The following is a 23,956-nucleotide window of genomic DNA, read 5'->3' on the forward strand; positions in this document are numbered from 1 at the left end:
AGCCGTTAATCACCCCTTCCGCCCCACCAGCTCAGCAATCCGCACAATCACCGCCACGGCTTTCTCCATCCCTTCCAGGGTCACGAACTCGTGCTTGCCGTGGTAGTTATAGCCGCCGGTGAACAGGTTCGGGCACGGCAGGCCTTTGAAGGACAGCTGGGCGCCATCGGTGCCGCCGCGGATCGGCTTCATGATCGGCTCGATGTCGCAGTCGCGCATGGCCTGCTGGGCCACTTCGACAATATAAGGATGCTCGGCCACCTTCTCGCGCATGTTGTAATAGCTGTCTTCTATGACCAGCTCGATATAGCAGTCCGGGTGCAGGCCTTTGCCGACTTTCTTGGCGATCTCCATCATCCGGCGCTTGCGGGCTTCGAACTGCTCGCGGTCGAAGTCGCGGATGATGTAGTGCATCTCGGCGCGGTCGACGGAGCCTTTCATGGTGTTCAGGTGGTAGAAGCCTTCGTAGCCTTCGGTGCATTCCGGGCTTTCGTCCGCCGGGACTTCGGCGTGGATGCGCGCCGCCAGCGACAGGGCGTTCACCATCACGCCTTTGGCGGTGCCGGGGTGCACGTTGTTGCCGACGATTTTGATGGTCACGGACGCGGCGTTGAAGTTCTCACTTTCCAGCTCGCCCACGCCGCCGCCGTCCACGGTGTAGGCCCATTCGGCGTTAAAGGCGTCGACGTCGAAGAAGTGCGCGCCCTTCCCAACTTCCTCGTCCGGGGTAAAGGCCACGCGGATATCGCCGTGCGGCACGTTTTTGCCTTTTAATACCGCCAGCGCGGTCATGATTTCCGCCACGCCCGCCTTGTCGTCCGCGCCCAGCAGGGTTTTACCGTCGGTGGTGATCAGCGTCTGGCCCATTAGCTGGTGCAATACGGGGAACATCACCGGGGAAAGGATCTCATCGCCGATGCCGAGCGCAATGTCGCCGCCGCGGTAGTTCTCGACGATCTGCGGGTTCACGTTTTTGCCGGTGAAGTCCGGCGCGGTGTCAACGTGGGAGATAAAGCCAATGGCCGGGACAGCGTGCCCGACGTTCGACGGCAGCGTGCCCATCACCGTGCCGTGGTCGCTGAGCGTAACGTCCACCAGCCCCAACTGCTCCAGCTGCTCTTTTAGCAGGCGCAGGAGCTTCCATTGCCCTTCGGTGCTCGGCACCTGCTTAACGCCGGGCCTGGATTGCGTGTCCAGAGAGACATACTGCAAAAAGCGCTCAAGTAATTTATCCATTTAGCCACCCTCGTTTTTAGTGACATCAATTATCAATAAGCCGCATCGGGCAAATATTGCGTCAGGTCACTTTTAGTCGGTTACGGAAAAAAATAGTTTTCGCACAACCTGACCCGGTCTCAGTAAAGTATCCCTTTAACCGTAGACGATAACGGCCACGGTTTCTGGCCATCGGGATTGGCGATCCCGTCGCTTTGCCGTAGAATGCCAGCCCTTACTCAACGTGCCAAAACCCAAGGTGGTTAATCACAAACCCCGTATCCTTCGCTCCGGATACGTCATTTATGGGACAGCGTAAAAAATTGAAAAAACAGCCTCGTTCGCACTCCATGCTGGTCAACCTGGCGGGAGTCGCCAAGCGCTTTGATGGTAAATCCGTAATTTCTGACTTCTCCCTCACCATTAATCATGGTGAATTCCTGACGCTGCTCGGCCCTTCCGGCTGCGGCAAAACCACCGTACTGCGCCTTATCGCCGGGTTAGAAACCGTCGATGCCGGGCAAATCACGCTCGATAATCAGGACATCACCCATGTGCCTGCCGAGCACCGCCACGTGAATACCGTTTTCCAGAGCTACGCCCTGTTTCCGCACATGACGGTGTTTGAAAACGTCGCCTTTGGCCTGCGGATGCAGAAAACGCCGGCGGCGGAAATCACGCCGCGCGTGACCGAAGCGCTGAAAATGGTGCAGCTGGAAGAGTTCGCCCAGCGCAAGCCGAACCAGCTTTCCGGCGGCCAGCAGCAGCGCGTGGCCATTGCCCGCGCGGTGGTGAACAAGCCTCGACTACTGCTGCTTGATGAGTCGCTGTCGGCGCTGGACTACAAGCTACGCAAGCAGATGCAGAACGAGCTGAAAGCCCTGCAGCGCAAGCTCGGCATTACGTTTGTGTTCGTCACGCACGATCAGGAAGAAGCCCTCACTATGTCCGACCGTATCGTGGTGATGCGCGACGGTAAGATTGAGCAGGACGGCACGCCGCGAGAAATTTATGAAGAGCCAAAGAACCTGTTTGTGGCGAGCTTCATCGGCGAGATCAATATCTTTGAGGCGACGGTGCTCGAACGCATCGACGAGCAGCGCGTGCGGGCGAACGTGGAAGGCCGCGAATGCCACATCTTCGTGAACCAGCCGGTGAGCGTCGGACAGAGCCTGAAGGTGCTGCTGCGCCCGGAAGATTTGCGCGTGGAAGAGGTAAACGACGCCCGGGAAGTGGACGGGCTGATTGGCTACGTGCGCGAGCGCAACTACAAAGGCATGACGCTGGAGTCTACCGTCGAGCTGGAAAACGGCAAGATGGTGATGGTCAGCGAGTTCTTTAACGAAGACGACCCGGACTTTGACCATACGCTGGATCAAAAAATGGCGGTGACCTGGGTAGAAAGCTGGGAGGTTGTGCTGGCAGATGAAGAGCTCGCGTAAATTCCAGAATGTGGTGATTGCTACCGTGGTGGGCTGGCTGCTGCTGTTTGTCTTCCTGCCCAACCTGATGATCATCGTCACCAGCTTCCTGACTCGCGATAACGACAACTTCGTGAGACTGGTGTTTACGCTGGATAACTACACCCGGCTGGCCGACCCGCTGTATGCCCAGGTGCTGCTGCACTCGCTGAACATGGCGGCGATAGCCACCCTGGCCTGCCTGGTGATCGGCTACCCTTTCGCCTGGTTCCTGGCGCGGCTGCCCGAGAAGGTGCGCCCGCTGCTGCTGTTCCTGCTGATTGTGCCGTTCTGGACCAACTCGCTGATCCGCATTTACGGGCTGAAGATTTTCCTCAGCACCAAGGGCTATCTCAACGAGTTCCTGCTGTGGCTGGGGCTTATTGATACGCCGATCCGCATCATGTTCACCCCGAGCGCGGTGATTATCGGCCTGGTGTATATCCTGCTACCGTTTATGGTGATGCCGCTTTACTCCAGCATTGAGAAGCTGGACAAGCCGCTGCTTGAGGCGGCGCGGGATCTCGGCGCCAGCAAGCTGCAAACTTTTGTGCGCATTATTCTGCCGCTGACCATGCCGGGGATTGTCGCCGGCTGCCTGCTGGTGATGCTGCCGGCGATGGGTTTGTTCTACGTGTCGGATTTGATGGGCGGCGCGAAGAACCTGCTGATCGGCAACGTGATTAAGAGCCAGTTCCTCAACATTCGCGACTGGCCGTTCGGCGCGGCGACGAGCATTACGCTGACGCTGGTAATGGGCCTGATGCTGCTGGTCTACTGGCGCGCGGCGCGCCTGCTTAACAAGAAGGTGGAACTGGAATGATCGGACGCCTGCTTCGCGGCGGCTTTATGTCCGCCATTTACGCTTTTTTGTATATCCCGATCGTCATCCTGATCGTGAACTCGTTCAATAGCTCTCGCTTCGGCATTAACTGGCAGGGGTTCACCACCAACTGGTACAGCCTGCTGATGAATAACGACAGCCTGCTGCAGGCCGCAAAGCATTCGCTGACGATGGCGGTGTTTTCTGCCAGCGCCGCCACGCTTATCGGCTCGCTTACCGCCGTGGCGCTGTACCGCTATCGCTTTCGGGGCAAGCCGTTCGTCAGCGGGATGCTGTTTGTGGTGATGATGTCCCCGGACATCGTGATGGCTATCTCGCTGCTGGTGCTGTTTATGCTGCTGGGCGTGTCGCTTGGCTTCTGGTCGCTGCTGTTTTCCCACATCACCTTCTGCCTGCCGTTTGTGGTGGTCACCGTTTACTCGCGCCTGAAAGGGTTCGACGTGAAGATGCTGGAAGCGGCGCGTGACCTGGGCGCGAGCGAGCTGACTATTCTGCGCAAGATTATTCTGCCGCTGGCGATGCCCGCCGTGGCCGCAGGCTGGCTGCTGAGCTTTACCCTGTCGATGGACGATGTGGTGGTGTCTTCGTTCGTCACCGGGCCGAGCTACGAGATCCTGCCGCTAAAAATTTACTCGATGGTCAAGGTCGGCGTTTCGCCGGAAGTGAACGCCCTGGCCACTATTCTGCTGTTACTTTCACTGCTGCTGGTGATCGCCAGCCAGCTGATTCTTCGCGATAAAACTCAACCTCAGGGGACGTTAAAATGAAAAAATGGCCACGCCACCTGCTTGCTGCGGGCGCTCTGGCGCTTAGCTTCGGCGCTGCACATGCCGACGACAGCAAGACGCTTTATTTCTACAACTGGACCGAGTATGTGCCGCCGGGCCTGCTGGAGCAGTTCACCAAAGAGACCGGCATCAAGGTGATTTATTCGACCTATGAGTCGAACGAAACCATGTACGCCAAGCTCAAGACCTACAAAGACGGCGCGTATGATTTAGTGGTGCCATCCACCTACTTTGTGGCGAAGATGCGCAAAGAAGGGATGATCCAGAAGATCGACAAGAGCAAGCTCAGCAACTTTAAAAATCTCGACCCGGATATGCTGAACAAGCCGTTCGATCCGAATAACGACTATTCCATCCCGTATATCTGGGGCGCCACGGCAATTGGCGTGAACAGCGATGCTATCGATCCGAAGAGCGTCACCAGTTGGGCCGACCTGTGGAAGCCGGAGTATAAGCAAAGCCTGCTGCTGACCGACGACGCGCGCGAAGTGTTCCAGATGGCGCTGCGCAAGCTTGGCCTGTCCGGCAACACCACCGATCCGAAAGAGATTGAGGCCGCGTACCACGAGCTGCAAAAGCTGATGCCCAACGTGGCGGCGTTTAACTCCGACAACCCGGCCAACCCGTATATGGAAGGTGAAGTGAACCTCGGTATGGTGTGGAACGGCTCGGCCTATGTGGCTCGTCAGGCCGGAACGCCGCTGGAGATCGTCTGGCCGAAGGAAGGCGGGATTTTCTGGATGGATAACCTGTCGATTCCGGCCAACGCGAAGAACGTCGACGGCGCGCTGAAGCTGATCAACTTCCTTCTGCGTCCGGACGTGGCTAAGCAGGTGGCGGAAACCATCGGCTACCCGACGCCAAACCTCGAAGCCCGCAAGCTGCTGCCGAAGAACGTGGCGGAAGATAAGTCGCTGTACCCGGATGCAGAGGTGATTAAGGCTGGCGAGTGGCAGAATGATGTGGGTGACGCGAGCGCGCTGTATGAGTCTTATTATCAGCGGTTGAAGGCGGGGCGGTAGGTTTACCCTCACCCCGGCCCTCTCCTGGAAGGGAGAGGGAGAAAACAATTGATTTATGCTCGATCCAGTTCCCTCTCCCCTTTGGGGAGAGGGTTAGGGTGAGGGGCTCAGAAGAACTACAATCCCTTCAAAAGCTTATCCACAAACTCCGGCACCACCTGGCTCGCCAGGCCGTAATGCTTCTCTTCAAACTCGCTGCCGACCTGGCTTGGCTCCAGATTCAGCTCCACGGTGTGCGCCCCCTGCAAACGGGCCTCGTGCACAAAGCCTGCCGCCGGGTAAACGTGCCCGGAGGTGCCGATAGCAATAAAGTAATCTGCGGTGGCAATCGCCTGATAAATCTCGTCCATGCCAAGCGGCATTTCGCCGAACCAGACGACGTGCGGGCGCAATGCCGAGGAAATCTGGCAGCAATGGCAGCGGTCTTCCGGGGTAATGTCGTCCTGCCAGTCCAGCACCTGGCCGCTGCTGGCGCAGCGAACCTTGAGCAGCTCGCCGTGCATGTGGATGACGTTTTTACTGCCCGCCCGCTCGTGGAGGTTGTCGATATTCTGGGTGACCAGCACAAAATGGTCGCCCAGCGCCTCTTCCAGTTTCGCCAGCGCCAGGTGTGCGGCGTTGGGCTGGATTTCCGGCTGCTGAAGCTGGCGGCGGCGGTCATTATAAAAACGCTGCACCAGCGCCGGGTCACGGGCGAAGCCTTCCGGCGTCGCCACGTCTTCAACGCGGTGCTCTTCCCACAGCCCGTCGGCGGCCCGGAAGGTACGAATACCTGATTCAGCGGAGATCCCCGCCCCGGTCAGTACAACAACTCTTGGTCTGTCCATCGCTTCCGGCCCTGTCCTGTCTCTGAAAAAGATGCGCTGACGCAAACGTTGGCGCAGCAGGCGTTTGTTCTTCCGAAACCGGCTCAGCCGGTGCTGACGACGAGAAAGCATGACTTACTCCGTGTAGTGGAGGAATGCCGCGCCACGCATACCGCCTGCGTCACCGTGGCGCGCCTGTTCAATACGCGGCACTGCAGCAACCGGCAGCAGGTACTTCGGCAGGCGTTCCGGCAGTTGGGCGTAGATATCGCTAAAGTTAGACAATCCTCCGCCAATCACCACCAGATGCGGGTCAATTGAGGTCAATAAATTGCCGAGGCAGGCGGCCAGCAGCTCCAGGAAGCGGTCCACGTGCTCGATGGCCTGCTCGTCGCCCTGGCGGTAGCGGGAGATGATCTCTTTCGCGTCCAGCGGCTCCTGGTAGAAGTGCTGCCACAGCCAGGCAAAACCGCGCCCTGAGAGATAGTTTTCAATGCAGCCGTTTTTACCGCAGCCGCAGCGAGTAAACGGAATGTCGCGCCCAAGGATTTCCAGCGCGTCCACAGGCAGGCGGGTATGTCCGAATTCGCCGGTGATGTAGCTGCGGCCGGTGATAGATTTGCCGTTGATGATGATGCCGCCGCCGACGCCAGTGCCGAGGATCAGGCCCATCACCACCGGGTAGTTGAGGAACTCGTCGTCCCAGGCTTCGGAAAGCGCGAAGCAGTTGGCGTCGTTGTCGATGCGCACGTCGCGCTCAAGCATGGCGCTGAGGTCTGCACGAAGGGGTTTGCCGCTGGCAGCCGGAACGTTAGCGGCATACAGCGTGCCGTCGTCGGTTTCCGGCATACCCGGAATGCCAATGCCGACCGAGCCGCGGCAGTTAAACTTCTCGTCGGCCTGCTCCACCAGCCCGACCACCGCGTCGAGGAAATTTTCGTAACTGTCATGAGGAGTAGCAACCCGGGCTTCCCAAAGTAAACGCCGCTGCTGGTCGTAAACGCCGAGTGCAATCTTAGTGCCGCCGATATCAAATCCGTAATACATCGCTGCTCCCAATGCCCGCTGTGCCTCAAGCTGCGCCTGGGTTCTGCCGGGTCACAGCTCGAATGATGTAGGGCAAATTATAGTTAATTGAATTTATTGTCCGCTTAGCACCCTTGCCGGATCGATATTGCTTGCGCGCCGGGCCGGGTACCAGCTAGCCAGAAGGCTAAGGACCAGCGCCGTCACCAGAACGTAAACCACGTCCAGCCAGTGCAGCTCAGAAGGTAAGAAATCAATGAAATAAATATCACCGGACAGGAAATGGTGCCCGATGAGTTTTTCAATCACGCCGATAATGTTGGTCAGCTGCCACGAAGCCAGCACGCCAACCACCACGCCGCTGACGCTGCCCAGCAGCCCGGCCAGCAGCCCGTACCAGACGAAAATAGCGCGAATCAGGCCGTCTTTGGCCCCCAGCGTGCGCAGCACCGCGATGTCGCTGCTCTTGTCTTTCACCGCCATCACCAGCGTGGAAACGATGTTAAAGCAGGCCACGCCGATCACCAGCACCATCGCCAGATACATGATGGCGCGGATCATCTGGATGTCGCGGTACATATAGCCGTAGGTATCAATCCAGCTGCTGATACGCACGTAGGAATTGGTTGCCAGCCCCGCGTCACGCACCAGTTGACGGGCGTTAAACACGTCATTCACCTTGATGGCTATCCCCGTAACGCTATCGCCCATGTCCAGGTAGCCCTGTGCATCCTGCAGCGGCACCATCGCCAGGCTGTGATCCAGCTGGCCGCTAAGGGATAGAATACCGGCGATTTGCAGCCTGACGCGCTTGGGCTGCATCAGTTTGGTGCCGCCGTCGTTGTTGGGGATCATGATCGACACCCAGTCGCCCTGCTTCACCTTCAGCGCGTCCGCCACGCCTTTGCCCATGATGATTTGCTGCTGCCCGGCCTTGAAGTTCGCCCAGGCATTGTTCTGGACGTATTGTGGCAGAGCGCTCAGCTGCGTTTCCTGCACCGGATCAACGCCCTTCACCTCAACGGCGCGCAGATTCGCCCCGCTTTCCACCAGCCCGGTAAAGCGAATATACGGCGCGGCGGCCACGATGCCTTTGACGCCTTCCACCTCGGGCAGCGCCCGCTGCCAGTTGCTAAAGGGCTGGTTCACCGGCTCAATGTCACCGTGGGGCACCACGGCAAGAATGCGGTTTTTCAGCTCGCGCTCGAAGCCGTTCATCGCGCTCAGGCCGACAATCAGCACCGCCACGCCCAGCGCGATGCCGAGCGTGGAGATCACCGAGATCAGCGACACCATGCCGCTGCGGCGTCGCCCGCGGCTGAAACGCAGACCAATCAATAGAGAAAGCGGGGAAGCCATTACTCCGCTCCCATCAAGGTCAGATCGCTGGTTAAGCGGCCATCGCGCATTTCCAGCTGGCGGGACATGCGTTTCGCCAGCTGCAGATCGTGGGTAACGACCAGGAATGCGGTGCCCTGACGCACGTTCAGTTCGCCCAGCAGCTCGAAAATGCTGTCGGCGTTGCGCGCATCCAGGTTGCCGGTCGGCTCATCCGCCAGCACCAGACGCGGGTTGTTCACCAGCGCACGGGCAATCGCCACGCGCTGACGTTCGCCGCCCGACAGCTCCGACGGGCGGTGGCTGCTGCGGTGATCCAGCCCCACGGCGGCCAGCATCTCCAGCGCGCGCTTCTGCACTTCTTCCGGCTTTTTCTTGCCAATGAGCAGCGGCATCGCCACGTTTTCCAGCGCGGTGAAGTCCGGCAGCAGGTGGTGGAACTGGTAGATAAAGCCCAGCTCGCGGTTACGCAGCTCCGCCTTCGCCGCCGACGAGAGTTTGCTCATCGCCTGGCCGTTGAAGACCACGTCGCCGGAGGTCGGCGTGTCCAGGCCGCCCAGCAGGTGCAGCAAGGTACTTTTGCCGGAGCCGGAGCTGCCGACAATCGCCATCAGCTCACCCGCGTTGATGCTGAAGCTGACATCGTGCAGCACATCCGTTTGCACTTTGCCTTCCTGATAGCGTTTGCACAGGTTGTCACACTGCAACAGGACAGAATTACTCATAACGTAAAGCCTCAGCGGGTTGAGTCGCGGCGGCGCGCCACGAAGGGTAAAGCGTGGACAGCAAAGCAATGGCCATCGCCACAATGGCAATCACCACAACCTGTACCGGTTCGATGGCGACCGGCAGGGCCGCGCCATCAAGCAGGATGCCGATGATCGGCATTAAATTATTCAACTGGCTGGCAAGCAGCGCCCCGAGTAAAGCCCCGAGCAGCGCGCCAATCACGCCCGCGCCCGCGCCCTGCACCATAAACACGGTCATGATCTGGCGGCGGGTTAGCCCCTGGGTTTGCAGAATCGCCACTTCGCCCTGCTTTTCCATCACCAGCAGGCCAAGGGAGGTAATGATGTTAAAAGCGGCGACGGCCACGATCAGGCTCAGCAGCAGCCCCATCATGTTTTTCTCCATGCGCACGGCCTGGAACAGCTCGCCTTTGCGCTCGCGCCAGTCTTTCCATTCGGTGCCCTGCGGCAGCGTTTGTTGGCTCAGCACATCGACCTTGAGCGGCTCAGCCAGCCACAAACGCCAGCCGGTGATATTGCCCGCCGGGTAGCGCATCAGGCGTGAGGCGTCCTGCTGGTTGACCAGCATCTGGTAGCCGTCCACTTCGCTGTTGGCGGCGAAGGTACCAATCACGGTGAACAGACGCTGGCTCGGCAAACGCCCCATCGGCGTAAACTGGCTGGCAGACGGCACCATAATGCGGATGGTTTCCCCACGCTTAACGCCCAGTGAACCGGCAAGCTGCTCGCCGAGGATGACGTTGTACTGCCCGGCCACCAAATCGGCCTGCTTAACGTTCACCAGGTACGGGGAAAGCGGATCTTTCTCGTCCGGCTGCACGCCCAGCATTACGCCCACGCCCACGCTGCGGGCGCTTTGCAGCACCACGTCACCGGTAGTCAGCGGCGCAATACGCGTCACGCCCTGAAGCTTCAGGGAATCGGCGGGAAGTTGCTGGGGATTAATAGAGCCGGAAGGTGAGGTGATCAACGCCTGCGGCATCAGGCCGAGGATGTTGTTTTGCAGCTCACGTTCGAAGCCATTCATCACCGAAAGGACCGTGACCAGCGCCATCACCCCGAGGGTGATACCAATCGTCGACAGCCAGGAGACAAAGCGGCCGAAGCGGTCCGCTGCTCGCCCACGCATGTAGCGCAGGCCTATAAATAACGCGACAGGTTGATACATGAAATCCGTCTTGTTGCGGGTTGCCTAAGCAAAGATCCGGGAAGTATACGACACCTCCCCGGCCAAATGAATTCCGTCGACTAAATTATTCCCGTTACATCTCAAGTGCCTGCACCTTTTCCTAAATTTACCAAATCAGCGCCAAAAACAGACAATTAAGGTCGAGATCGCATCGGTTTGACACCAGGATAGCAGGCCCATGACAACTGGAGCCCGTCACGACGCGGATATCGCATGAAGAAAAAGCAACTTTGGATCAACCAAATCAAAGGATTATGCATTTGCCTGGTGGTTATCTACCATTCGGTGATTACCTTCTACCCTCACCTCACATCTCTCGGGCCCGGCCTAAATCTTTATGTCGCCAAACTCTGGGTTTACCTTAATCTCTACCTCGCACCCTTCCGAATGCCGGTATTCTTCTTTATTTCAGGTTACCTGATCACCCGCTACATCCATGAAGTGAAATGGCGCGACAGCGTGGACAAGCGTCTGTGGAACATTTTTTACGTGTTACTGCTGTGGGGCTTGATCCAGTGGATCGCGCTGACGCACCTTAACCAATGGCTGGCACCCGACCTTGAGCGTAACCCGACGTCCAACGCCGCCTACGCCGACTCGCTGGGGCACTTTGCTCTTAGCATGGCAAAGGCCAGCACCAGCCTGTGGTATCTCTACGCCCTGCTGGTTTACTTCGTGATGTTTAAAGCCCTGCGCCGCTACCGCATCCCGGTGCTGCTGGCGCTGATGGGCATCAACGTTGTTATCGCCTTTGTACCGCTGCCGTGGTGGGGGCTGAACAGCGTGGTGCGGAATATGGTGTATTACGGCCTCGGCGCCTGGTTTGGCCCTTTGCTGATGGCCTGGATGAAGGACTTCCGCTTTTCGCAACACCCGTTTGTCTGCGCAGGCATAGCCCTGGGATCGCTGGCGCTTTACTTTGTCAACGTGCCGCTGGTGATTTCACTGGTGTCTATCGTAGCTATCCTGCGCGGGTTCTATTTGCTGAACGGCTGGCGCGAAGCACGTGAAGACAGCTTCCTGAACGTGGTGGGCTCGAATACGATTGCCATTTACACCACGCACCGCATTTTGATCGAGGCGATAAGCCTGGTGATGCTGGCTAAAATCAACAGCGGTGGGCTTTCTGACACGCTGGTGCTGGCGATTCTGCTGGTCTACCCGTTTGTTAGCCTGGGCATTTGTACGCTGGTTGGCCTCGGTTTCCGCAAGCTTTCGGTCGCGCTGTTCGGCGATCTGTTTTTCTCTCCTCCCGCGCAAATCGCCGCCAGCCGGTAAGTGCTTCAGCAACCCGCCTGAGCGGGTTGCTTTCCGTAGATTAAGCCCGTACATCACGAGTAACGGCTATCGGCATGGCCGCTGTTTCCTGCGGCACTGCCGGGGACGACACTTTGCGATATTTATCCAGCAGGTGAATCTGGATTTTGCGAAGCCGGTCGCCGTTCAGACGATAGAAGCGGAAATAGAGCACCAGAGTGATGGCAAAGAATAACGTCGGCAGCGCAATCATGATGAACTGCATCCCGAGTATTGTTTCAGCCGACTGGGCGACGTTCGGCACATAGCCAATGACGCCTAAAACGACCGCAATAAAGAAGGCTGAAAACGCCGAGCCGCCCTTCACCACCATCGTCTGCACCGCATAGGCAATACTCTCGCAGCGAACGTTAAACTTGTATTCACCATAATCAACGGTATCCGCCACCATAATCACCTGCAGCACCCAGAACAGCGCGGTCCCGACGTTAAGAAATACGCCCGCAAGGCAGATGACCAGCACATTAGCCGAGCCCGTCAGCGCCATCACCAGCAGCACGCCCCCGCTGACCATCGGCAGAATCGAAGCCCCCGCCCACAGGATACGGCGGGACAGCGCTTTCGCCAGACGCGGGAACAGCACCAGGGTGAGCAGGTTTGCCGCCCCGGCATAGGAAAGATAGTACGGGAACAAATCCGCATCCCCGACGACATAGGTGAAATAGTAAATGGCAAAGCCGGTAATAATATTGGAGGCGACGTTATAGGCCAGCGCCATCCCCAGCAGGCAAGAAAGCTGATCATTTTTGTAGATGAGGGCGAGTATGGATTTCAGCGACAGCCGGGAGCTGTCCTCCGTGGCCTCGTTGTCTGACGAGAAAACCTCATGGACGTTGCGCAGTGTGACAATCGTGGAGGCGATAAAGAACGCGATCAGCACCAGCGTGAACATCTGAAAACCAAACCCGCGGTCAGCCCCACCCACATAGTTCACAAACGGCAGCGTTACCCCGGCAGTCACGAATCCAGCCAGGCTCGCAAAAAAACGCGGGAACGGCACCAGCTGTTCGCGTTCACGCTTATCCAGCGTGATGGTTGGCACCAGTGACCAGAACGGAATATCCATCAGGGTATAGGTCGTCCCCCAGAGGATGTAGGTCACGCAGACAAACACCACCTGGGTCGTCCCTTCAAAAAGGTGCGCGCTGAACAGTAAAAACAGTACCAGCGAGTTCGTGAGCGTGCCGAGCAGGATCCACGGCTTAAATTTGCCCCACCGCGATCGCGTGGCGTTCACAATCCAGCCCATCACCGGGTCGTTAAACGCGTTCCAGATTTTTGCCACCAGGAACAGGGTTCCTACCACCCCCACCGATAAACCTACGACATCGGTGTAATAGTACATCAGGTACATGTAGACGATACCGATGGCGAAATCCTTACCAAATGCACCGAATCCGTAACTGAGTTTTGTTGTCAGAGAGATGCTCATAGGGTACCGGGTCACCGTTACCAGCGCCCGCCTTCTGTTATTAGAGAGGTCAACGCCGGGACTTATACCCGGCGTCGTTTTTTATTAGCGATGCAGCCAGGCTGGCAGCCAGTCTCCGTGCGCGGCGATCAGGTCATCCACCAGCGCATAAATCTCTTCGATGCCCAGAACTGCCGCGGTGTGAGGATCCATCATCGCCGCATGGTAAACGCGGTCACGATTTTCAGTCAGAATGGCCTCGGTCAGCAGCGTCTGCACGTTGATGTTGGTTTGCATCATGGCGGCCAGATGCGATGGGATCCCGCCAACTTTGGTGGGCTGGATCCCGTTGGCATCCACCAGGCAGGCGACCTCAACGCAGCTCCCCTGCGGCAGGTTATCGATAAGCCCGTCGTTACGGACATTGCCGTAAATTACGCTAGGCTCACCGGTCCAGATGGCATTCATAATCGTGCTGGCATACTCGCGCGACGGCTTAATATCTATGCGTTCCGCCGTTTTGTACTCTTCCAGCTCTTTATGCCAGTTAGCCAGCTGTTCGACGCAGCGTTTCGGGTACTCATCCAGCGGCACTTTATAGCGCTCAATCAGATCTTCACGCCCCGGCTTGATAAACCACGGAGTATATTCCGCAAAGTGCTCTGACGATTCGGTGACAAAATAGCCCAGCTTTTTAAACATCTCATAGCGCACAATATTCTGGCAGCGTTCATTGCCGTGAATATTCGGTTTCGGGGCCTGGCCCGCTTCATAAGCTGCGAGCAGTTCTGGATAGAGGTTGACGTAATGCCCTTCCGCAGTTTTGCGTTCCAGCTCAAGGTAGAACGCCATATGGTTTATCCCGGCGCTGCGGTAGCGAAGCGTAGCCGGGTCAATGTTCAGATCACGGGCCAGCTCTTCAGCCGTGCCCTGCACCGAATGACAGAGGCCCACTTGCTTGATATGCGGGTAGCGGGCATACATTGCCCAGGTGTTCATCGCCATCGGGTTAACGTAGTTGAGCATCGTCGCATTCGGGCACACTTCGGTCATATCGTCACAGATCCGCCACAGATGCGGGATGGTGCGCAGAGCGCGCATAATGCCGCCGGGGCCTAGCGTATCGGCAATAGTTTGCTCCAGCCCGTGACGCTTACAAACCTCAAAATCGGTAACGGTACAAGGCTCGTAGCCGCCAATCTGGAACGCGACCACCACGAAATCCGCCCCTTGCAGCGCTGTTTTTTGATCGGTGTGACAGGTGATGTAGCCGGATGCCCCGGCGGAATCCATCAGTTTGCGCACCACGATGTGTGACTCTTCCAGACGCGTCTCGTCAATATCCATCAGCGCAATGTGTGCCGACCTGAGCGCTTCGCGATGAAAAACATCGCCCAGAATATTTTTGACGAAGATGGTCGAACCCGCGCCGATAAAGGTAATTTTTGGGGCTGTCATTATCACTCTCCAGAACAGTAGGTAACGTCTTCATCGTGGCACGCGCCCCCGGCAAAAACCTCCATCTTCCCCATGGAGCATTCCCGGAAACTCAGATCTGATGTCGATCGCTACAAAATCTGAGTTTTTGGGAATAAATAGACGGAAAAGCAGAGTATCCGGCCTGTTAGCCAGGCTAATATCAATTGGAGAGGCGGAGGCTGAATCCGTACTGATGGCATGATTCTGATAATTCAGGAAATGGAGCGACAATGATCGATGAGCCAATTACCTTTCTGCCGCCTGACCCGCATATGTGCAACGGCGATGAGAAGCAGACTCGCAGTCCGCTGTCACTCTATTCTGAATATCAGCGTATGGATATTGAGCTCCGTCGACCGCATGCTATGGCCGCCAGCCACTGGCACGGCCAGGTGGAGGTTAACGTGCCGTTTGATGGCGACGTGGAATATCTGATTAACAACGAAGTGGTGCAGATCAAACAGGGCCATATCACGATGTTCTGGGCTTGTACGCCGCATCAGTTAACGCGCCCGGGCAACTGCCGGCAAATGGCGATTTTGAGCCTGCCGATGCACCTCTTTCTCTCCTGGCCACTGGATCGCGAACTCATTAACCACGTGACTCACGGCATGGTGGTGAAATCACTCGAGACTCAGCAGCTCAGCACCTTTGAAGTCCTGCGCTGGCAGCAGGAAGCCAACAGCCCGAACGAGCAGATCCGGCAGTTAGCGATCGATGAAATTGGTCTGATGCTTAAGCGCTTTAGCCTTTCGGGATGGCAGCCTATCCTGCTTAACAAAACCTCGCGCACCCACAAGAACAGCGTCTCCCGTCACGCGCAATTCTATGTCAGCCAGATGCTGGGCTTTATTGCCGATAATTACGATCAGGCGCTGACCATCAACGACGTCGCAGAGCACGTAAAACTCAATGCCAACTATGCAATGGGTATTTTCCAGCGCGTCATGCAGCTCACGTTAAAACAGTACATTACGGTGATGCGCGTTAATCACGTACGCGCGCTGCTCAGCGACACCGACAAAACCATCCTCGATGTGGCGATGACCGCGGGGTTCCGATCCAGTAGCCGATTCTATAGCACCTTCAGCCGCTACGTCGGTATGTCACCCCAGCAATATCGCAAGCTCAGCCAGCAGAAACGACAAATGCTCTGAACCGCATCTATCGCTATTTTCAGCGGTTGCACTCGCGCCGCCATCACGGATAATAAGTAGAGAAAATTTATATTATTACCGTGAAAACACGGCTTTCTGGAGAACGCGCGCTGACTATGCCTGAACATGCCCGTTACGACCTACCGAGTAAACCCGCAGAACAACGCCTGCTGGGCGAGCTGACCGGTTCAGCCTGCGCGACCGAAGTCGCCGAAATCGTTGAACGCCATAGCGGCCCGGTGGTGCTGATTGCCCCGGATATGCAGAACGCGCTGCGCCTGCACGATGAAATCACCCAGTTCACCGACAACCTGGTGGTCAATCTCGCCGACTGGGAAACGCTGCCGTACGACAGCTTCTCGCCGCATCAGGAAATCATCTCCTCGCGCCTGTCCACGCTTTACCAGTTGCCGACCATGCAGCGCGGCGTGCTGATCATGCCGGTGAACACGCTGATGCAGCGCGTTTGCCCGCACAGCTACCTGCACGGCCACGCGCTGGTGATGAAAAAAGGCCAGCGCCTGTCGCGGGATAACCTGCGCGCGCAGCTGGAACAGGCCGGGTATCGCAGCGTCGATCAGGTAATGGAGCACGGCGAATTTGCCACCCGTGGCGCCCTGCTTGACCTCTACCCGATGGGCAGCGCCCAGCCATACCGCATTGACTTCTTTGACGATGAAATCGACAGCCTGCGCGTCTTCGACGTGGATTCTCAGCGCACGCTGGAAGAAGTGGACGCCATCAATCTGCTGCCGGCCCATGAATTCCCGACCGACAAAAACGCCATTGAGCTGTTCCGCAGCCAGTGGCGCGACAAGTTCGACGTCAAGCGCGACGCCGAACATATCTACCAGCAGGTGAGCAAAGGCACGCTGCCTGCCGGGATCGAATACTGGCAGCCGCTGTTCTTCAGCGAACCGCTGCCGACGCTGTTTAGCTATTTCCCGGCCAACACGCTGCTGGTGAACACCGGCGATCTGGAAGCCAGCGCCGAGCGCTTCTGGCTGGACGCAAACGCCCGCTTTGAAAATCGCGGCGTGGATCCGATGCGCCCTCTTCTGCCGCCGGAAGGTCTGTGGCTGAAAACCGACTCGCTGTTTAGCGAGCTGAAAGCCTGGCCGCGCGTGCAGCTCAAAACGGATTCGCTGGCGAAGAAAGCCGCCAACTTGAATCTGGGTTACAAGGCACTGCCGGATCTGGCCGTGCAGGCGCAGCAAAAAGCCCCGCTGGACAGCCTGCGGAAGTTCCTCGAGTCCTTCACCGGGCCGGTGATTTTCTCTGTCGAAAGCGAAGGCCGCCGTGAAGCGCTGGGCGAACTGCTGGGCCGCATCAAAATCGCACCAAAACGCATTTACCGCCTGGAAGAAGCCGAAAATAACGGCCGCTATCTGATGATCGGCGCCAGCGAGCACGGCTTTATTGATACCCTGCGCAACCGGGCGCTGATTTGCGAAAGCGACCTGCTGGGCGAGCGCGTCAGCCGCCGTCGCCAGGACAGCCGCCGCACCATTAACCCGGACACGCTGATCCGCAACCTGGCCGAGCTGCATGCGGGCCAGCCGGTGGTTCACCTGGAACACGGCGTGGGCCGTTACGCCGGGCTGACCACGCTGGAAGCCGGGGGCATTACCGCCGAATACCTGATGCTGACCTACGCGGGCGACGCCAAACTTTACGTCCCGGTTTCGTCCCTGCACCTGATCAGCCGCTACGCGGGCGGCGCCGACGAAAATGCGCCGCTGCACAAGCTGGGCAGCGATGCCTGGTCCCGCGCCCGCCAAAAAGCAGCGGAGAAAGTGCGCGATGTCGCCGCTGAACTGCTGGATATCTATGCGATGCGCGCCGCCAAAGAAGGCTTTGCCTTTAAGCACGATCGCGAGCAGTACCAGCTGTTCTGTGACAGCTTCCCGTTCGAAACAACCCCGGACCAGGCTCAGGCCATCAACGCCGTGCTGAGTGACATGTGTCGCCCGCTGGCGATGGACAGGCTGGTGTGTGGTGACGTGGGCTTCGGTAAAACCGAAGTTGCGATGCGTGCCGCATTCCTGGCAGTGGAGAACAACAAACAGGTGGCGGTGCTGGTGCCGACGACCCTGCTGGCTCAGCAGCACTACGACAACTTCCGCGACCGCTTCGCCAACTGGCCGGTGCGCATTGAAATGCTTTCCCGCTTCCGCAGCGCCAAAGAACAGACCCAAATTCTGGAACAGGCCAGCGAAGGGAAAATCGATATTCTGATCGGCACCCACAAGCTGCTGCAGGCCGACGTGAAATGGCGCGATCTTGGGCTGTTGATTGTCGATGAAGAGCACCGTTTTGGCGTGCGCCACAAAGAGCGCATCAAAGCGATGCGCGCCGACGTGGATATTCTGACGCTGACCGCAACGCCTATTCCGCGAACCCTGAATATGGCAATGAGCGGCATGCGCGACTTGTCGATTATCGCCACGCCTCCGGCACGCCGCCTGGCGGTGAAAACCTTCGTGCGCGAGTACGACAATCTGGTGGTGCGGGAAGCCATCCTGCGTGAAGTGCTGCGCGGTGGCCAGGTGTATTACCTTTTCAACGACGTCGAAAACATTCAGAAAGCCGCCGATAAGCTGGCTGAACTGGTGCCAGAAGCGCGGATTGCCATCGGCCACGGCCAGATGCGCGAGCGCGAGCTGGAGCGGGTGATGAACGACTTCCACCACCAGCGTTTTAACGTGCTGGTGTGCACCACGATCATCGAAACCGGGATCGATATTCCGACCGCCAATACCATCATCATCGAGCGGGCCGACCACTTTGGCCTGGCGCAGCTTCACCAGCTGCGTGGCCGCGTCGGGCGTTCTCACCACCAGGCCTATGCCTGGCTGCTGACGCCGCACCCGAAGGCAATGACCACGGACGCGCAAAAACGCCTGGAGGCCATTGCCTCGCTGGAAGATTTAGGCGCCGGGTTCGCGTTAGCCACCCACGACCTGGAAATTCGCGGCGCGGGCGAGCTGCTGGGGGAAGATCAGAGCGGACAAATGGAAACTATCGGCTTCTCGCTGTACATGGAGCTGCTGGAAAACGCCGTCGATGCGCTGAAAGAGGGCCGCGAGCCCTCGCTGGAAGATCTCACCAACAGCCAGACAGAGGTCGAGCTGCGAATGCCCGCCCTGCTGCCGGATGATTTTATTCCCGACGTCAATACGCGCCTGTCGTTCTACAAACGCATCGCCAGCGCCAAAGGCGAGCACGAGCTTGACGAGCTGAAAGTTGAGCTTATCGACCGATTTGGCCTTCTGCCGGATGCGGCACGTAATCTGCTGGATATCGCCGCGCTGCGCCAGCAGGCACAGAGGCTGGGCGTGCGTAAGATTGAGGGCAATGAAAAAGGCGGCACCATCGAGTTCGCGGAGAAAAACCACGTTGACCCGGTATGGCTGATTGGCCTGCTGCAGAAGCAGCCGCAGCATTACCGCCTTGACGGCCCTACCCGACTGAAGTTCTTCCAGGAGCTTGAAGACAGAAAAACGCGCATGGAATGGGTGCGTAACTTTATGCGCAGCCTGGCGGAAAACGCCGCGGCCTGACGCCTCTGCGCCTTACCGCCCGGTAAGGCGCAATTTTCTGTGACATTTACACACTCTTTGCAATCCCCAGGACTTCCCGACACGCAGCTCAGCGATAATTGGCGTTTATCTGCCTCAAAAATTAACCATTAAAATCGCAGGGTTTAAGCTATGTTTGCTTCGCGTACTTTGTCTTTCCGCCGCTGGTTTACCGCCGCCGCCTTACTGGGTGCCGCGGCCATGGCGCTGCCCGCCAGCGCTAACGATTATCCGCTTCCCGCCGCTAACAGCCGCCTGATCGGCAAAAACCTGTTCCATCAGGTTGAAAACGACGGCGGTTCGCTGGAGGCCATTGCCAAAAAGTACAACGTCGGTTTCCTGGCGTTGCTGCAGGCCAACCCGGGCGTGGATCCTTATGTGCCCCGCGCCGGGAGCGTGCTGACCATCCCGCGCCAGATGCTGCTGCCGGACGTCCCACGCGAGGGCATCGTGATTAACCTCGCCGAACTGCGTCTGTACTATTTCCCGGCAGGGAAAAACAGCGTCACCGTTTACCCGATTGGCATTGGCCAGCTGGGCGGAGACACGCTGACCCCGACGATGGTGACCAAAATTTCCGACAAACGGGCCAACCCGACCTGGACACCAACGGCCAATATTCGGGCGCGTTACCTGGCGCAGGGCATTAAGCTCCCGGCCGTGGTTCCTGCCGGGCCGGATAACCCGATGGGGCACCACGCGATTCGCCTGGCAGCGTTCGGCGGCGTTTACCTGCTGCACGGCACCAACGCCGACTTCGGCATCGGTATGCGCGTCAGCTCCGGCTGTATCCGCCTGCGCGACGGCGATATCAAAGCGCTGTTCAACACGGTTCCGGTCGGCACTTCAGTGCGCATCATCAACACGCCAATCAAAGCGTCCGTTGAGCCGGATGGCTCCCGCCTGGTTGAAGTTCACCAGCCGCTGTCCAAAGCGATTGATGATGACCCGAAAGTTCTGCCGATTGTGCTAAACGAGCAGATGACGCAGTTCCGCAACGCACCTAAAACCGATGCGCAGGTGATGGAACAGGCCATGGAGCACCGTTCCGGGATGCCGGTCAACGTCAATGCCCATGCGGCTGACCAGCCGAACAAAGAAATCTGAGTTAAATCTTCAGGCGTAAAAAAAGGCCCTGTCGAAAGACAGGGCCTTTTGCTTGCAGTGGCATATAACGAATAAGGTCAAACGTATTGAGGGTTAACGTCTGGCTTATTTATAGATGACGGCAGTACCGTGCAGGGTGTTCGGACCGTTAACGGAGGTAATACGGAACGATTTAGCGCCCATTGCATCGGCCTTCGCGGCCAACTGTTCTTCCAGGGAAGAGAGGTTGCTGCCCGCATTGGCGCTGATGGTGCCAACTTTTTGCTGACCAGCAGGGGTAGCAGAAACTTCAACCGCCGCAAAGCTTGCAAATGAGAGTGAGCTAATCACAGCGGCAGCGAACAGAGTAGTTAAGGTTTTCATGATTCAGGTCCTAAGCAGGTGAACGTTAGGTCGTTAAACTTAATTAGTTAACGATCGATAACTAAATCATAATCGTGATCCACATCACACGTCAACACATTTTAATAACGACCGTTAATTAATTAAAAAAAGCGCTATTTTTCATTGTGATAAGAAATAATTATTTTTCATAACTTGGCACTGGCTACCGCCGCCGATTATTTTTATAATAAGTGTTCACTAATTAGACAGAGGTTAAACGGCAGGTATGGCAACCGAGACTTTAAGTTGCAGCAAAAAAAGCCGTGGCCGTCCAAAAGTGTTTGACAGGGAAGCAGCACTCGACAAGGCCATGACACTCTTCTGGCAGCATGGCTATGAAGCAACATCCATGGCGCATCTGGTAGAAGCCACCGGGGCAAAGGCCCCAACGCTCTACGCGGAGTTCATCAACAAAGAAGGCCTGTTCCGCGCGGTGCTGGATCGCTATATCGCGCGCTTTGCGGCGAAGCACGAGGCCTGCCTGTTCTGTGAAGAGCAGACCATGGAAGCCGCGCTGGAGAACTATCTTTCCGCGGTCGCGCAATGTTTTACCGATAAGAGTACACCTGCTGGTTGCTTTATCATTTGCACCTCATCCGTGCTGGCCGCGTCGTCGGAAGACATCGCCGCAACGATAAAAGCCCGCCATGCCGTGCAGGAACAAACGCTGGTGCGTTTCCTTGAAATGCGTCAGCAAAAAGGCGAGATCCCGGCGGAACGTAACATTCGCTGCCTGGCAAAATACCTGTGCTGCATCATTCAGGGGATGTCGGTCAGCGCCCGCGAGAACGCCAGCTATGAAGAGTTAATGCAGATTGTGAAAACCACGGTGATGTTGATGCCGCAGTTGAAGAAGATCTGATCCAGGGCGGCCAATGGCCGCCCTTTTCACTAGCGAACTCGCCCTTTCGCCCAGTAGGCCATAAAGTTAATGGCTTCGTGCTCAACGCCACGTTCGCCAATCAAATGGCGGCGCAGCAGCTTAACCACCGTCGACTCCGCCGCTACCCAGCCGTAAAACTCGTTGCTACCGGTGGTGGCTTTATCCCACAGCAGTTCGCCTTCGGCCTCTTCCTGGACGGCTTCGTGATGGCCGCTTTCCGGCACCCTCGCCTGCATTTTTACCGCCTGAATCAGGCATTCGCCGTGGGTGGCAGAGACGGTTTTGCGCGGCAGCCAGTTGATCTCGGCGAAGCCATAGGCGCTTAAGTCCACGCAGTCCCCTTCGTCCGGCACCTCAAAAAAGGCCTGTATTTTTGGCGGCTGAGCCTGGCGAGCCAGCATTTCCAGAATGCCTCGTGCGGCGGGTAAAGCCGTCTCATCAGCGATAATCAGCGCGTTTCGCAGCCCGGCAGGCGGCGTCCATTCATAGCCGCCGCTGTCTTCCGGGTGGGCGGCGTTAGGTGCCACAATCTGGATAGCATCGCCGGGAACAGAATTAATCGCCCATGCGGAGGCCGGGCCTTCAGTGCCGTGGCTGACAAACTCCACCGTCACTTCCTGACGGGCAGGATCGACATGGCGCAGCGTATAGGTGCGGATCACCGGGCGCTTCTCTTTTGGCATCCCCTGGGCAATCTGGTACCACTGCCCTTCGGCAGGCAGCGACGGCGGCGTCCCGTCTTCGGAGGGAAACAGCATTTTAATACGCTGATCAGGCGAGTCACATTTCATCTGCGCCACATCAGGCCCGCTAAATACCAGGCTCAGCAGCGAAGGCGACACGGCCGTTTTCCGCGCCAGTTGAACGTTAAACAGACGATAGCCCTGAACTCCAGCCATAACTTTTCCTTACGCTTAAATTGCAGAATGACGTGAACGGTGGCGGCTGCGCCAGATAACGCCGGACACCACGGTAAATAACACGGCGGCTAAAAAGGCCACCATAATCAGCGCTGCCTCAGCGCCCGTTTTTGATACCAGCGGCACCAGCATGGCACAAAGCCCGTAGCCCAGAGTGTGGCTGGTCGCGACCCAGCCGGCCCCTGCACCATCGGCAAGCTTGTCGTTCAGCAACAGCTGATAGGCCGGGGTCGCCAGCGCGGCCCCAAACGACAGTACCGCGCAGCCGACGTAAAACAGCCACAGCTGGACGGAAATCATCATCGCCAGGCCAACGATCATCAGCAGCCCGGCGCTCAACAGGAGCGCCATTGGCTTCAGGCGCTGTGGCCGGAGAATGCCAAACTGTGCGGAGAGCGAAGCCACCGCGGCCAGGCTCAGCAGCCAGGCAACCTGATGGCTAATTGCGGCGGTATCCGTGGCAAACTGGCGGCCAAGCGCCGGAGAGAGCCCCAGCTGCATCAGGCTGACCGAGGCCGAAAGCAGCAAGGCACAAAGCAGATAAGGCAGGCAATCGGGCCGAAGACGAGCGCTTTTACGCTCGGCTGCGGGCTGCGGCGGCGTGCCCGGCAGACGCAACAGCATCACCAGCGCCAGCAGCGGGGCGACCATCAGAAGTCCCAACGGGGCGAGCGGATGAATCGCTAACATGCCGGCGGCGCAAAGCGGGCCAAACAAGCGCCCGCTGCTCAACCCGGAGCTGATCGTGGCCAGCGCCGCCATGCGCTTTCCTTCCCCGGCACGCTGCAGCGCCCAGACCTGGCAGGCCGGAACCATCGCCGACACGGTCAAGCCGTAGATAATCCTCGCCACAATCAATATGCCCAATCCGACGTAACCCGCGACCGCATCCGTGGCCAGCAGCAGGCAACCAAGTCCGAGCAGCATAAAGCTTGCGCCATAGCCTCCCAGCGCCCAAAGCACCACGGGCTTACTGCCGAGGCGCGCAATCTGTTTCCCCCACCACGGCGAGGACGGTAAAAACAGCATCGACCCAAGCGTTAGCAATGCCGCCCAGACGGACAGGCTCAGATGTGTCTGCATCACCAGCACCGGGATCGCGACCAGCAGGCCGTTTTGCCCGACGCCAAGTAGCCCGGCGCTCAGCGCAAGTGGCCAACAGGAAAGGGATTTTTGCGGCGAATCCGCCAGTTCTAGCGATGTCAAAATGTTACTAACCCGTGTGGTTATTGTGCGTATTTGTAAAATTAATTTTATCTATTCTAACAATTGTTATTGAT

The 23,956-nt window shown here is 57.8% G+C and carries 20 protein-coding genes; 9 read left to right on the forward strand and 11 right to left on the reverse strand.

Annotated features, from left to right (window positions below; translation table 11 throughout):
• Positions 1-9 precede the first annotated feature (9 nt).
• On the reverse strand, positions 10-1,236 hold the full coding sequence (gene pepT, locus A936_RS00155) for a peptidase T (RefSeq protein WP_008453387.1): 1,227 nt from the start codon (positions 1,234-1,236) through the stop codon (positions 10-12).
• A gap of 284 nt (positions 1,237-1,520) precedes the next feature.
• On the opposite strand from pepT, the gene potA reads away from it, so the two are divergent.
• From potA to potD, 4 genes are read left to right on the forward strand one after another with little or no spacing between them, the layout of a single operon-like run.
• Entirely contained in the window at positions 1,521-2,657 is a 1,137-nt protein-coding gene (gene potA / locus A936_RS00160) for a spermidine/putrescine ABC transporter ATP-binding protein PotA (protein ID WP_008453388.1), read from the forward strand.
• Positions 2,641-3,498, forward strand: coding sequence for a spermidine/putrescine ABC transporter permease PotB (gene potB, locus A936_RS00165; protein WP_008453390.1), 858 nt, complete (start codon positions 2,641-2,643; stop codon positions 3,496-3,498). The genes potA and potB overlap by 17 nt, the downstream gene beginning before the upstream one ends.
• Positions 3,495-4,286, forward strand: a complete 792-nt coding sequence (potC, locus tag A936_RS00170) for a spermidine/putrescine ABC transporter permease PotC (RefSeq protein WP_008453392.1) — start codon at positions 3,495-3,497, stop codon at positions 4,284-4,286. The genes potB and potC overlap by 4 nt, the downstream gene beginning before the upstream one ends.
• Positions 4,283-5,329 carry a spermidine/putrescine ABC transporter substrate-binding protein PotD gene (gene potD / locus A936_RS00175; protein WP_008453394.1) on the forward strand — a complete coding sequence of 349 codons (1,047 nt, stop codon included), beginning with the start codon at positions 4,283-4,285 and terminating at the stop codon, positions 5,327-5,329. The genes potC and potD overlap by 4 nt, the downstream gene beginning before the upstream one ends.
• Before the next feature lie 116 nt (positions 5,330-5,445).
• Here potD and cobB read toward each other — a convergent pair whose 3' ends face one another.
• From cobB to lolC, 5 genes are all read right to left on the reverse strand, one after another.
• A complete protein-coding gene (gene cobB / locus A936_RS00180) occupies positions 5,446-6,267 on the reverse strand; it encodes a Sir2 family NAD+-dependent deacetylase (RefSeq protein WP_008453397.1) in 822 nt (273 codons plus the stop codon).
• A 3-nt stretch (positions 6,268-6,270) separates the two neighbouring features.
• Positions 6,271-7,182, reverse strand: coding sequence for an N-acetylglucosamine kinase (gene nagK / locus A936_RS00185; protein ID WP_008453399.1), 912 nt, complete (start codon positions 7,180-7,182; stop codon positions 6,271-6,273).
• Between the two features lie 93 nt (positions 7,183-7,275).
• Positions 7,276-8,520: a lipoprotein-releasing ABC transporter permease subunit LolE gene (lolE, locus tag A936_RS00190; protein WP_008453401.1), complete on the reverse strand. Its 1,245-nt coding sequence runs from the start codon at positions 8,518-8,520 to the stop codon at positions 7,276-7,278.
• Positions 8,520-9,224, reverse strand: a complete 705-nt coding sequence (lolD, locus tag A936_RS00195; RefSeq protein ID WP_008453403.1) for a lipoprotein-releasing ABC transporter ATP-binding protein LolD — start codon at positions 9,222-9,224, stop codon at positions 8,520-8,522. The genes lolE and lolD overlap by 1 nt, the downstream gene beginning before the upstream one ends.
• Positions 9,217-10,416, reverse strand: a complete 1,200-nt coding sequence (lolC, locus tag A936_RS00200; RefSeq protein ID WP_008453405.1) for a lipoprotein-releasing ABC transporter permease subunit LolC — start codon at positions 10,414-10,416, stop codon at positions 9,217-9,219. Before lolC ends, lolD begins: the two co-directional genes overlap by 8 nt.
• Before the next feature lie 234 nt (positions 10,417-10,650).
• Between lolC and A936_RS00205 the strand changes: the two genes are divergently transcribed.
• Positions 10,651-11,715, forward strand: a complete 1,065-nt coding sequence (locus A936_RS00205) for an acyltransferase family protein (protein WP_008453407.1) — start codon at positions 10,651-10,653, stop codon at positions 11,713-11,715.
• Between the two features lie 40 nt (positions 11,716-11,755).
• Here the strand turns inward: A936_RS00205 and melB are convergent, their stop codons facing one another.
• The gene (gene melB, locus A936_RS00210) at positions 11,756-13,186 is read right to left on the reverse strand and encodes a melibiose:sodium transporter MelB (RefSeq protein ID WP_008453409.1); all 1,431 of its coding nucleotides are present in this window, start codon (positions 13,184-13,186) and stop codon (positions 11,756-11,758) included.
• A gap of 84 nt (positions 13,187-13,270) precedes the next feature.
• Entirely contained in the window at positions 13,271-14,626 is a 1,356-nt protein-coding gene (melA, locus tag A936_RS00215) for an alpha-galactosidase (RefSeq protein WP_085938872.1), read from the reverse strand.
• 248 nt (positions 14,627-14,874) lie between these two features.
• Here melA and melR point away from each other — a divergent pair, with 248 nt between their 5' ends.
• The 3 genes from melR to ldtC all read left to right on the forward strand — a co-directional run bounded on the left by melR (position 14,875) and on the right by ldtC (position 20,489).
• Entirely contained in the window at positions 14,875-15,801 is a 927-nt protein-coding gene (gene melR, locus A936_RS00220) for a transcriptional regulator MelR (protein ID WP_008453412.1), read from the forward strand.
• A gap of 116 nt (positions 15,802-15,917) precedes the next feature.
• A complete protein-coding gene (gene mfd, locus A936_RS00225; RefSeq protein ID WP_008453415.1) occupies positions 15,918-19,364 on the forward strand; it encodes a transcription-repair coupling factor in 3,447 nt (1,148 codons plus the stop codon).
• 150 nt (positions 19,365-19,514) lie between these two features.
• Positions 19,515-20,489: a L,D-transpeptidase LdtC gene (ldtC, locus tag A936_RS00230; RefSeq protein WP_008453416.1), complete on the forward strand. Its 975-nt coding sequence runs from the start codon at positions 19,515-19,517 to the stop codon at positions 20,487-20,489.
• Between the two features lie 105 nt (positions 20,490-20,594).
• Here the strand turns inward: ldtC and bhsA are convergent, their stop codons facing one another.
• Positions 20,595-20,852, reverse strand: a complete 258-nt coding sequence (bhsA, locus tag A936_RS00235; protein ID WP_008453418.1) for a multiple stress resistance protein BhsA — start codon at positions 20,850-20,852, stop codon at positions 20,595-20,597.
• Positions 20,853-21,099: 247 nt separating this feature from the next.
• On the opposite strand from bhsA, the gene A936_RS00240 reads away from it, so the two are divergent.
• On the forward strand, positions 21,100-21,735 hold the full coding sequence (locus A936_RS00240; RefSeq protein WP_008453420.1) for a TetR/AcrR family transcriptional regulator: 636 nt from the start codon (positions 21,100-21,102) through the stop codon (positions 21,733-21,735).
• A gap of 29 nt (positions 21,736-21,764) precedes the next feature.
• Here A936_RS00240 and A936_RS00245 read toward each other — a convergent pair whose 3' ends face one another.
• Positions 21,765-22,655 (reverse strand): siderophore-interacting protein, encoded by an 891-nt coding sequence (locus A936_RS00245; protein WP_008453422.1) that lies wholly within the window; start codon positions 22,653-22,655, stop codon positions 21,765-21,767.
• Between the two features lie 15 nt (positions 22,656-22,670).
• Positions 22,671-23,882: an MFS transporter gene (locus A936_RS00250; RefSeq protein ID WP_008453424.1), complete on the reverse strand. Its 1,212-nt coding sequence runs from the start codon at positions 23,880-23,882 to the stop codon at positions 22,671-22,673.
• Positions 23,883-23,956 lie beyond the last annotated feature (74 nt).

Origin of the sequence: Enterobacter sp. Ag1 (assembly GCA_000277545.1) — a bacterium.
Lineage (GTDB): Bacteria > Pseudomonadota > Gammaproteobacteria > Enterobacterales > Enterobacteriaceae > Cedecea.

What these genes read in the sequence shown, in the direction of transcription:
- bhsA (WP_008453418.1), bottom strand. Translation starts at nt 20,852, where the DNA reads ATGAAAACCTTAACTACTCTGTTCGCTGCCGCTGTGATTAGCTCACTC.
- pepT (WP_008453387.1), bottom strand. Translation starts at nt 1,236, where the DNA reads ATGGATAAATTACTTGAGCGCTTTTTGCAGTATGTCTCTCTGGACACG.
- potB (WP_008453390.1), top strand. Translation starts at nt 2,641, where the DNA reads ATGAAGAGCTCGCGTAAATTCCAGAATGTGGTGATTGCTACCGTGGTG.
- melB (WP_008453409.1), bottom strand. Translation starts at nt 13,186, where the DNA reads ATGAGCATCTCTCTGACAACAAAACTCAGTTACGGATTCGGTGCATTT.
- nagK (WP_008453399.1), bottom strand. Translation starts at nt 7,182, where the DNA reads ATGTATTACGGATTTGATATCGGCGGCACTAAGATTGCACTCGGCGTT.
- potC (WP_008453392.1), top strand. Translation starts at nt 3,495, where the DNA reads ATGATCGGACGCCTGCTTCGCGGCGGCTTTATGTCCGCCATTTACGCT.
- ldtC (WP_008453416.1), top strand. Translation starts at nt 19,515, where the DNA reads ATGTTTGCTTCGCGTACTTTGTCTTTCCGCCGCTGGTTTACCGCCGCC.
- lolE (WP_008453401.1), bottom strand. Translation starts at nt 8,520, where the DNA reads ATGGCTTCCCCGCTTTCTCTATTGATTGGTCTGCGTTTCAGCCGCGGG.
- potA (WP_008453388.1), top strand. Translation starts at nt 1,521, where the DNA reads ATGGGACAGCGTAAAAAATTGAAAAAACAGCCTCGTTCGCACTCCATG.
- A936_RS00240 (WP_008453420.1), top strand. Translation starts at nt 21,100, where the DNA reads ATGGCAACCGAGACTTTAAGTTGCAGCAAAAAAAGCCGTGGCCGTCCA.
- mfd (WP_008453415.1), top strand. Translation starts at nt 15,918, where the DNA reads ATGCCTGAACATGCCCGTTACGACCTACCGAGTAAACCCGCAGAACAA.
- potD (WP_008453394.1), top strand. Translation starts at nt 4,283, where the DNA reads ATGAAAAAATGGCCACGCCACCTGCTTGCTGCGGGCGCTCTGGCGCTT.
- melR (WP_008453412.1), top strand. Translation starts at nt 14,875, where the DNA reads ATGATCGATGAGCCAATTACCTTTCTGCCGCCTGACCCGCATATGTGC.
- A936_RS00245 (WP_008453422.1), bottom strand. Translation starts at nt 22,655, where the DNA reads ATGGCTGGAGTTCAGGGCTATCGTCTGTTTAACGTTCAACTGGCGCGG.
- lolC (WP_008453405.1), bottom strand. Translation starts at nt 10,416, where the DNA reads ATGTATCAACCTGTCGCGTTATTTATAGGCCTGCGCTACATGCGTGGG.
- cobB (WP_008453397.1), bottom strand. Translation starts at nt 6,267, where the DNA reads ATGCTTTCTCGTCGTCAGCACCGGCTGAGCCGGTTTCGGAAGAACAAA.
- A936_RS00205 (WP_008453407.1), top strand. Translation starts at nt 10,651, where the DNA reads ATGAAGAAAAAGCAACTTTGGATCAACCAAATCAAAGGATTATGCATT.
- lolD (WP_008453403.1), bottom strand. Translation starts at nt 9,224, where the DNA reads ATGAGTAATTCTGTCCTGTTGCAGTGTGACAACCTGTGCAAACGCTAT.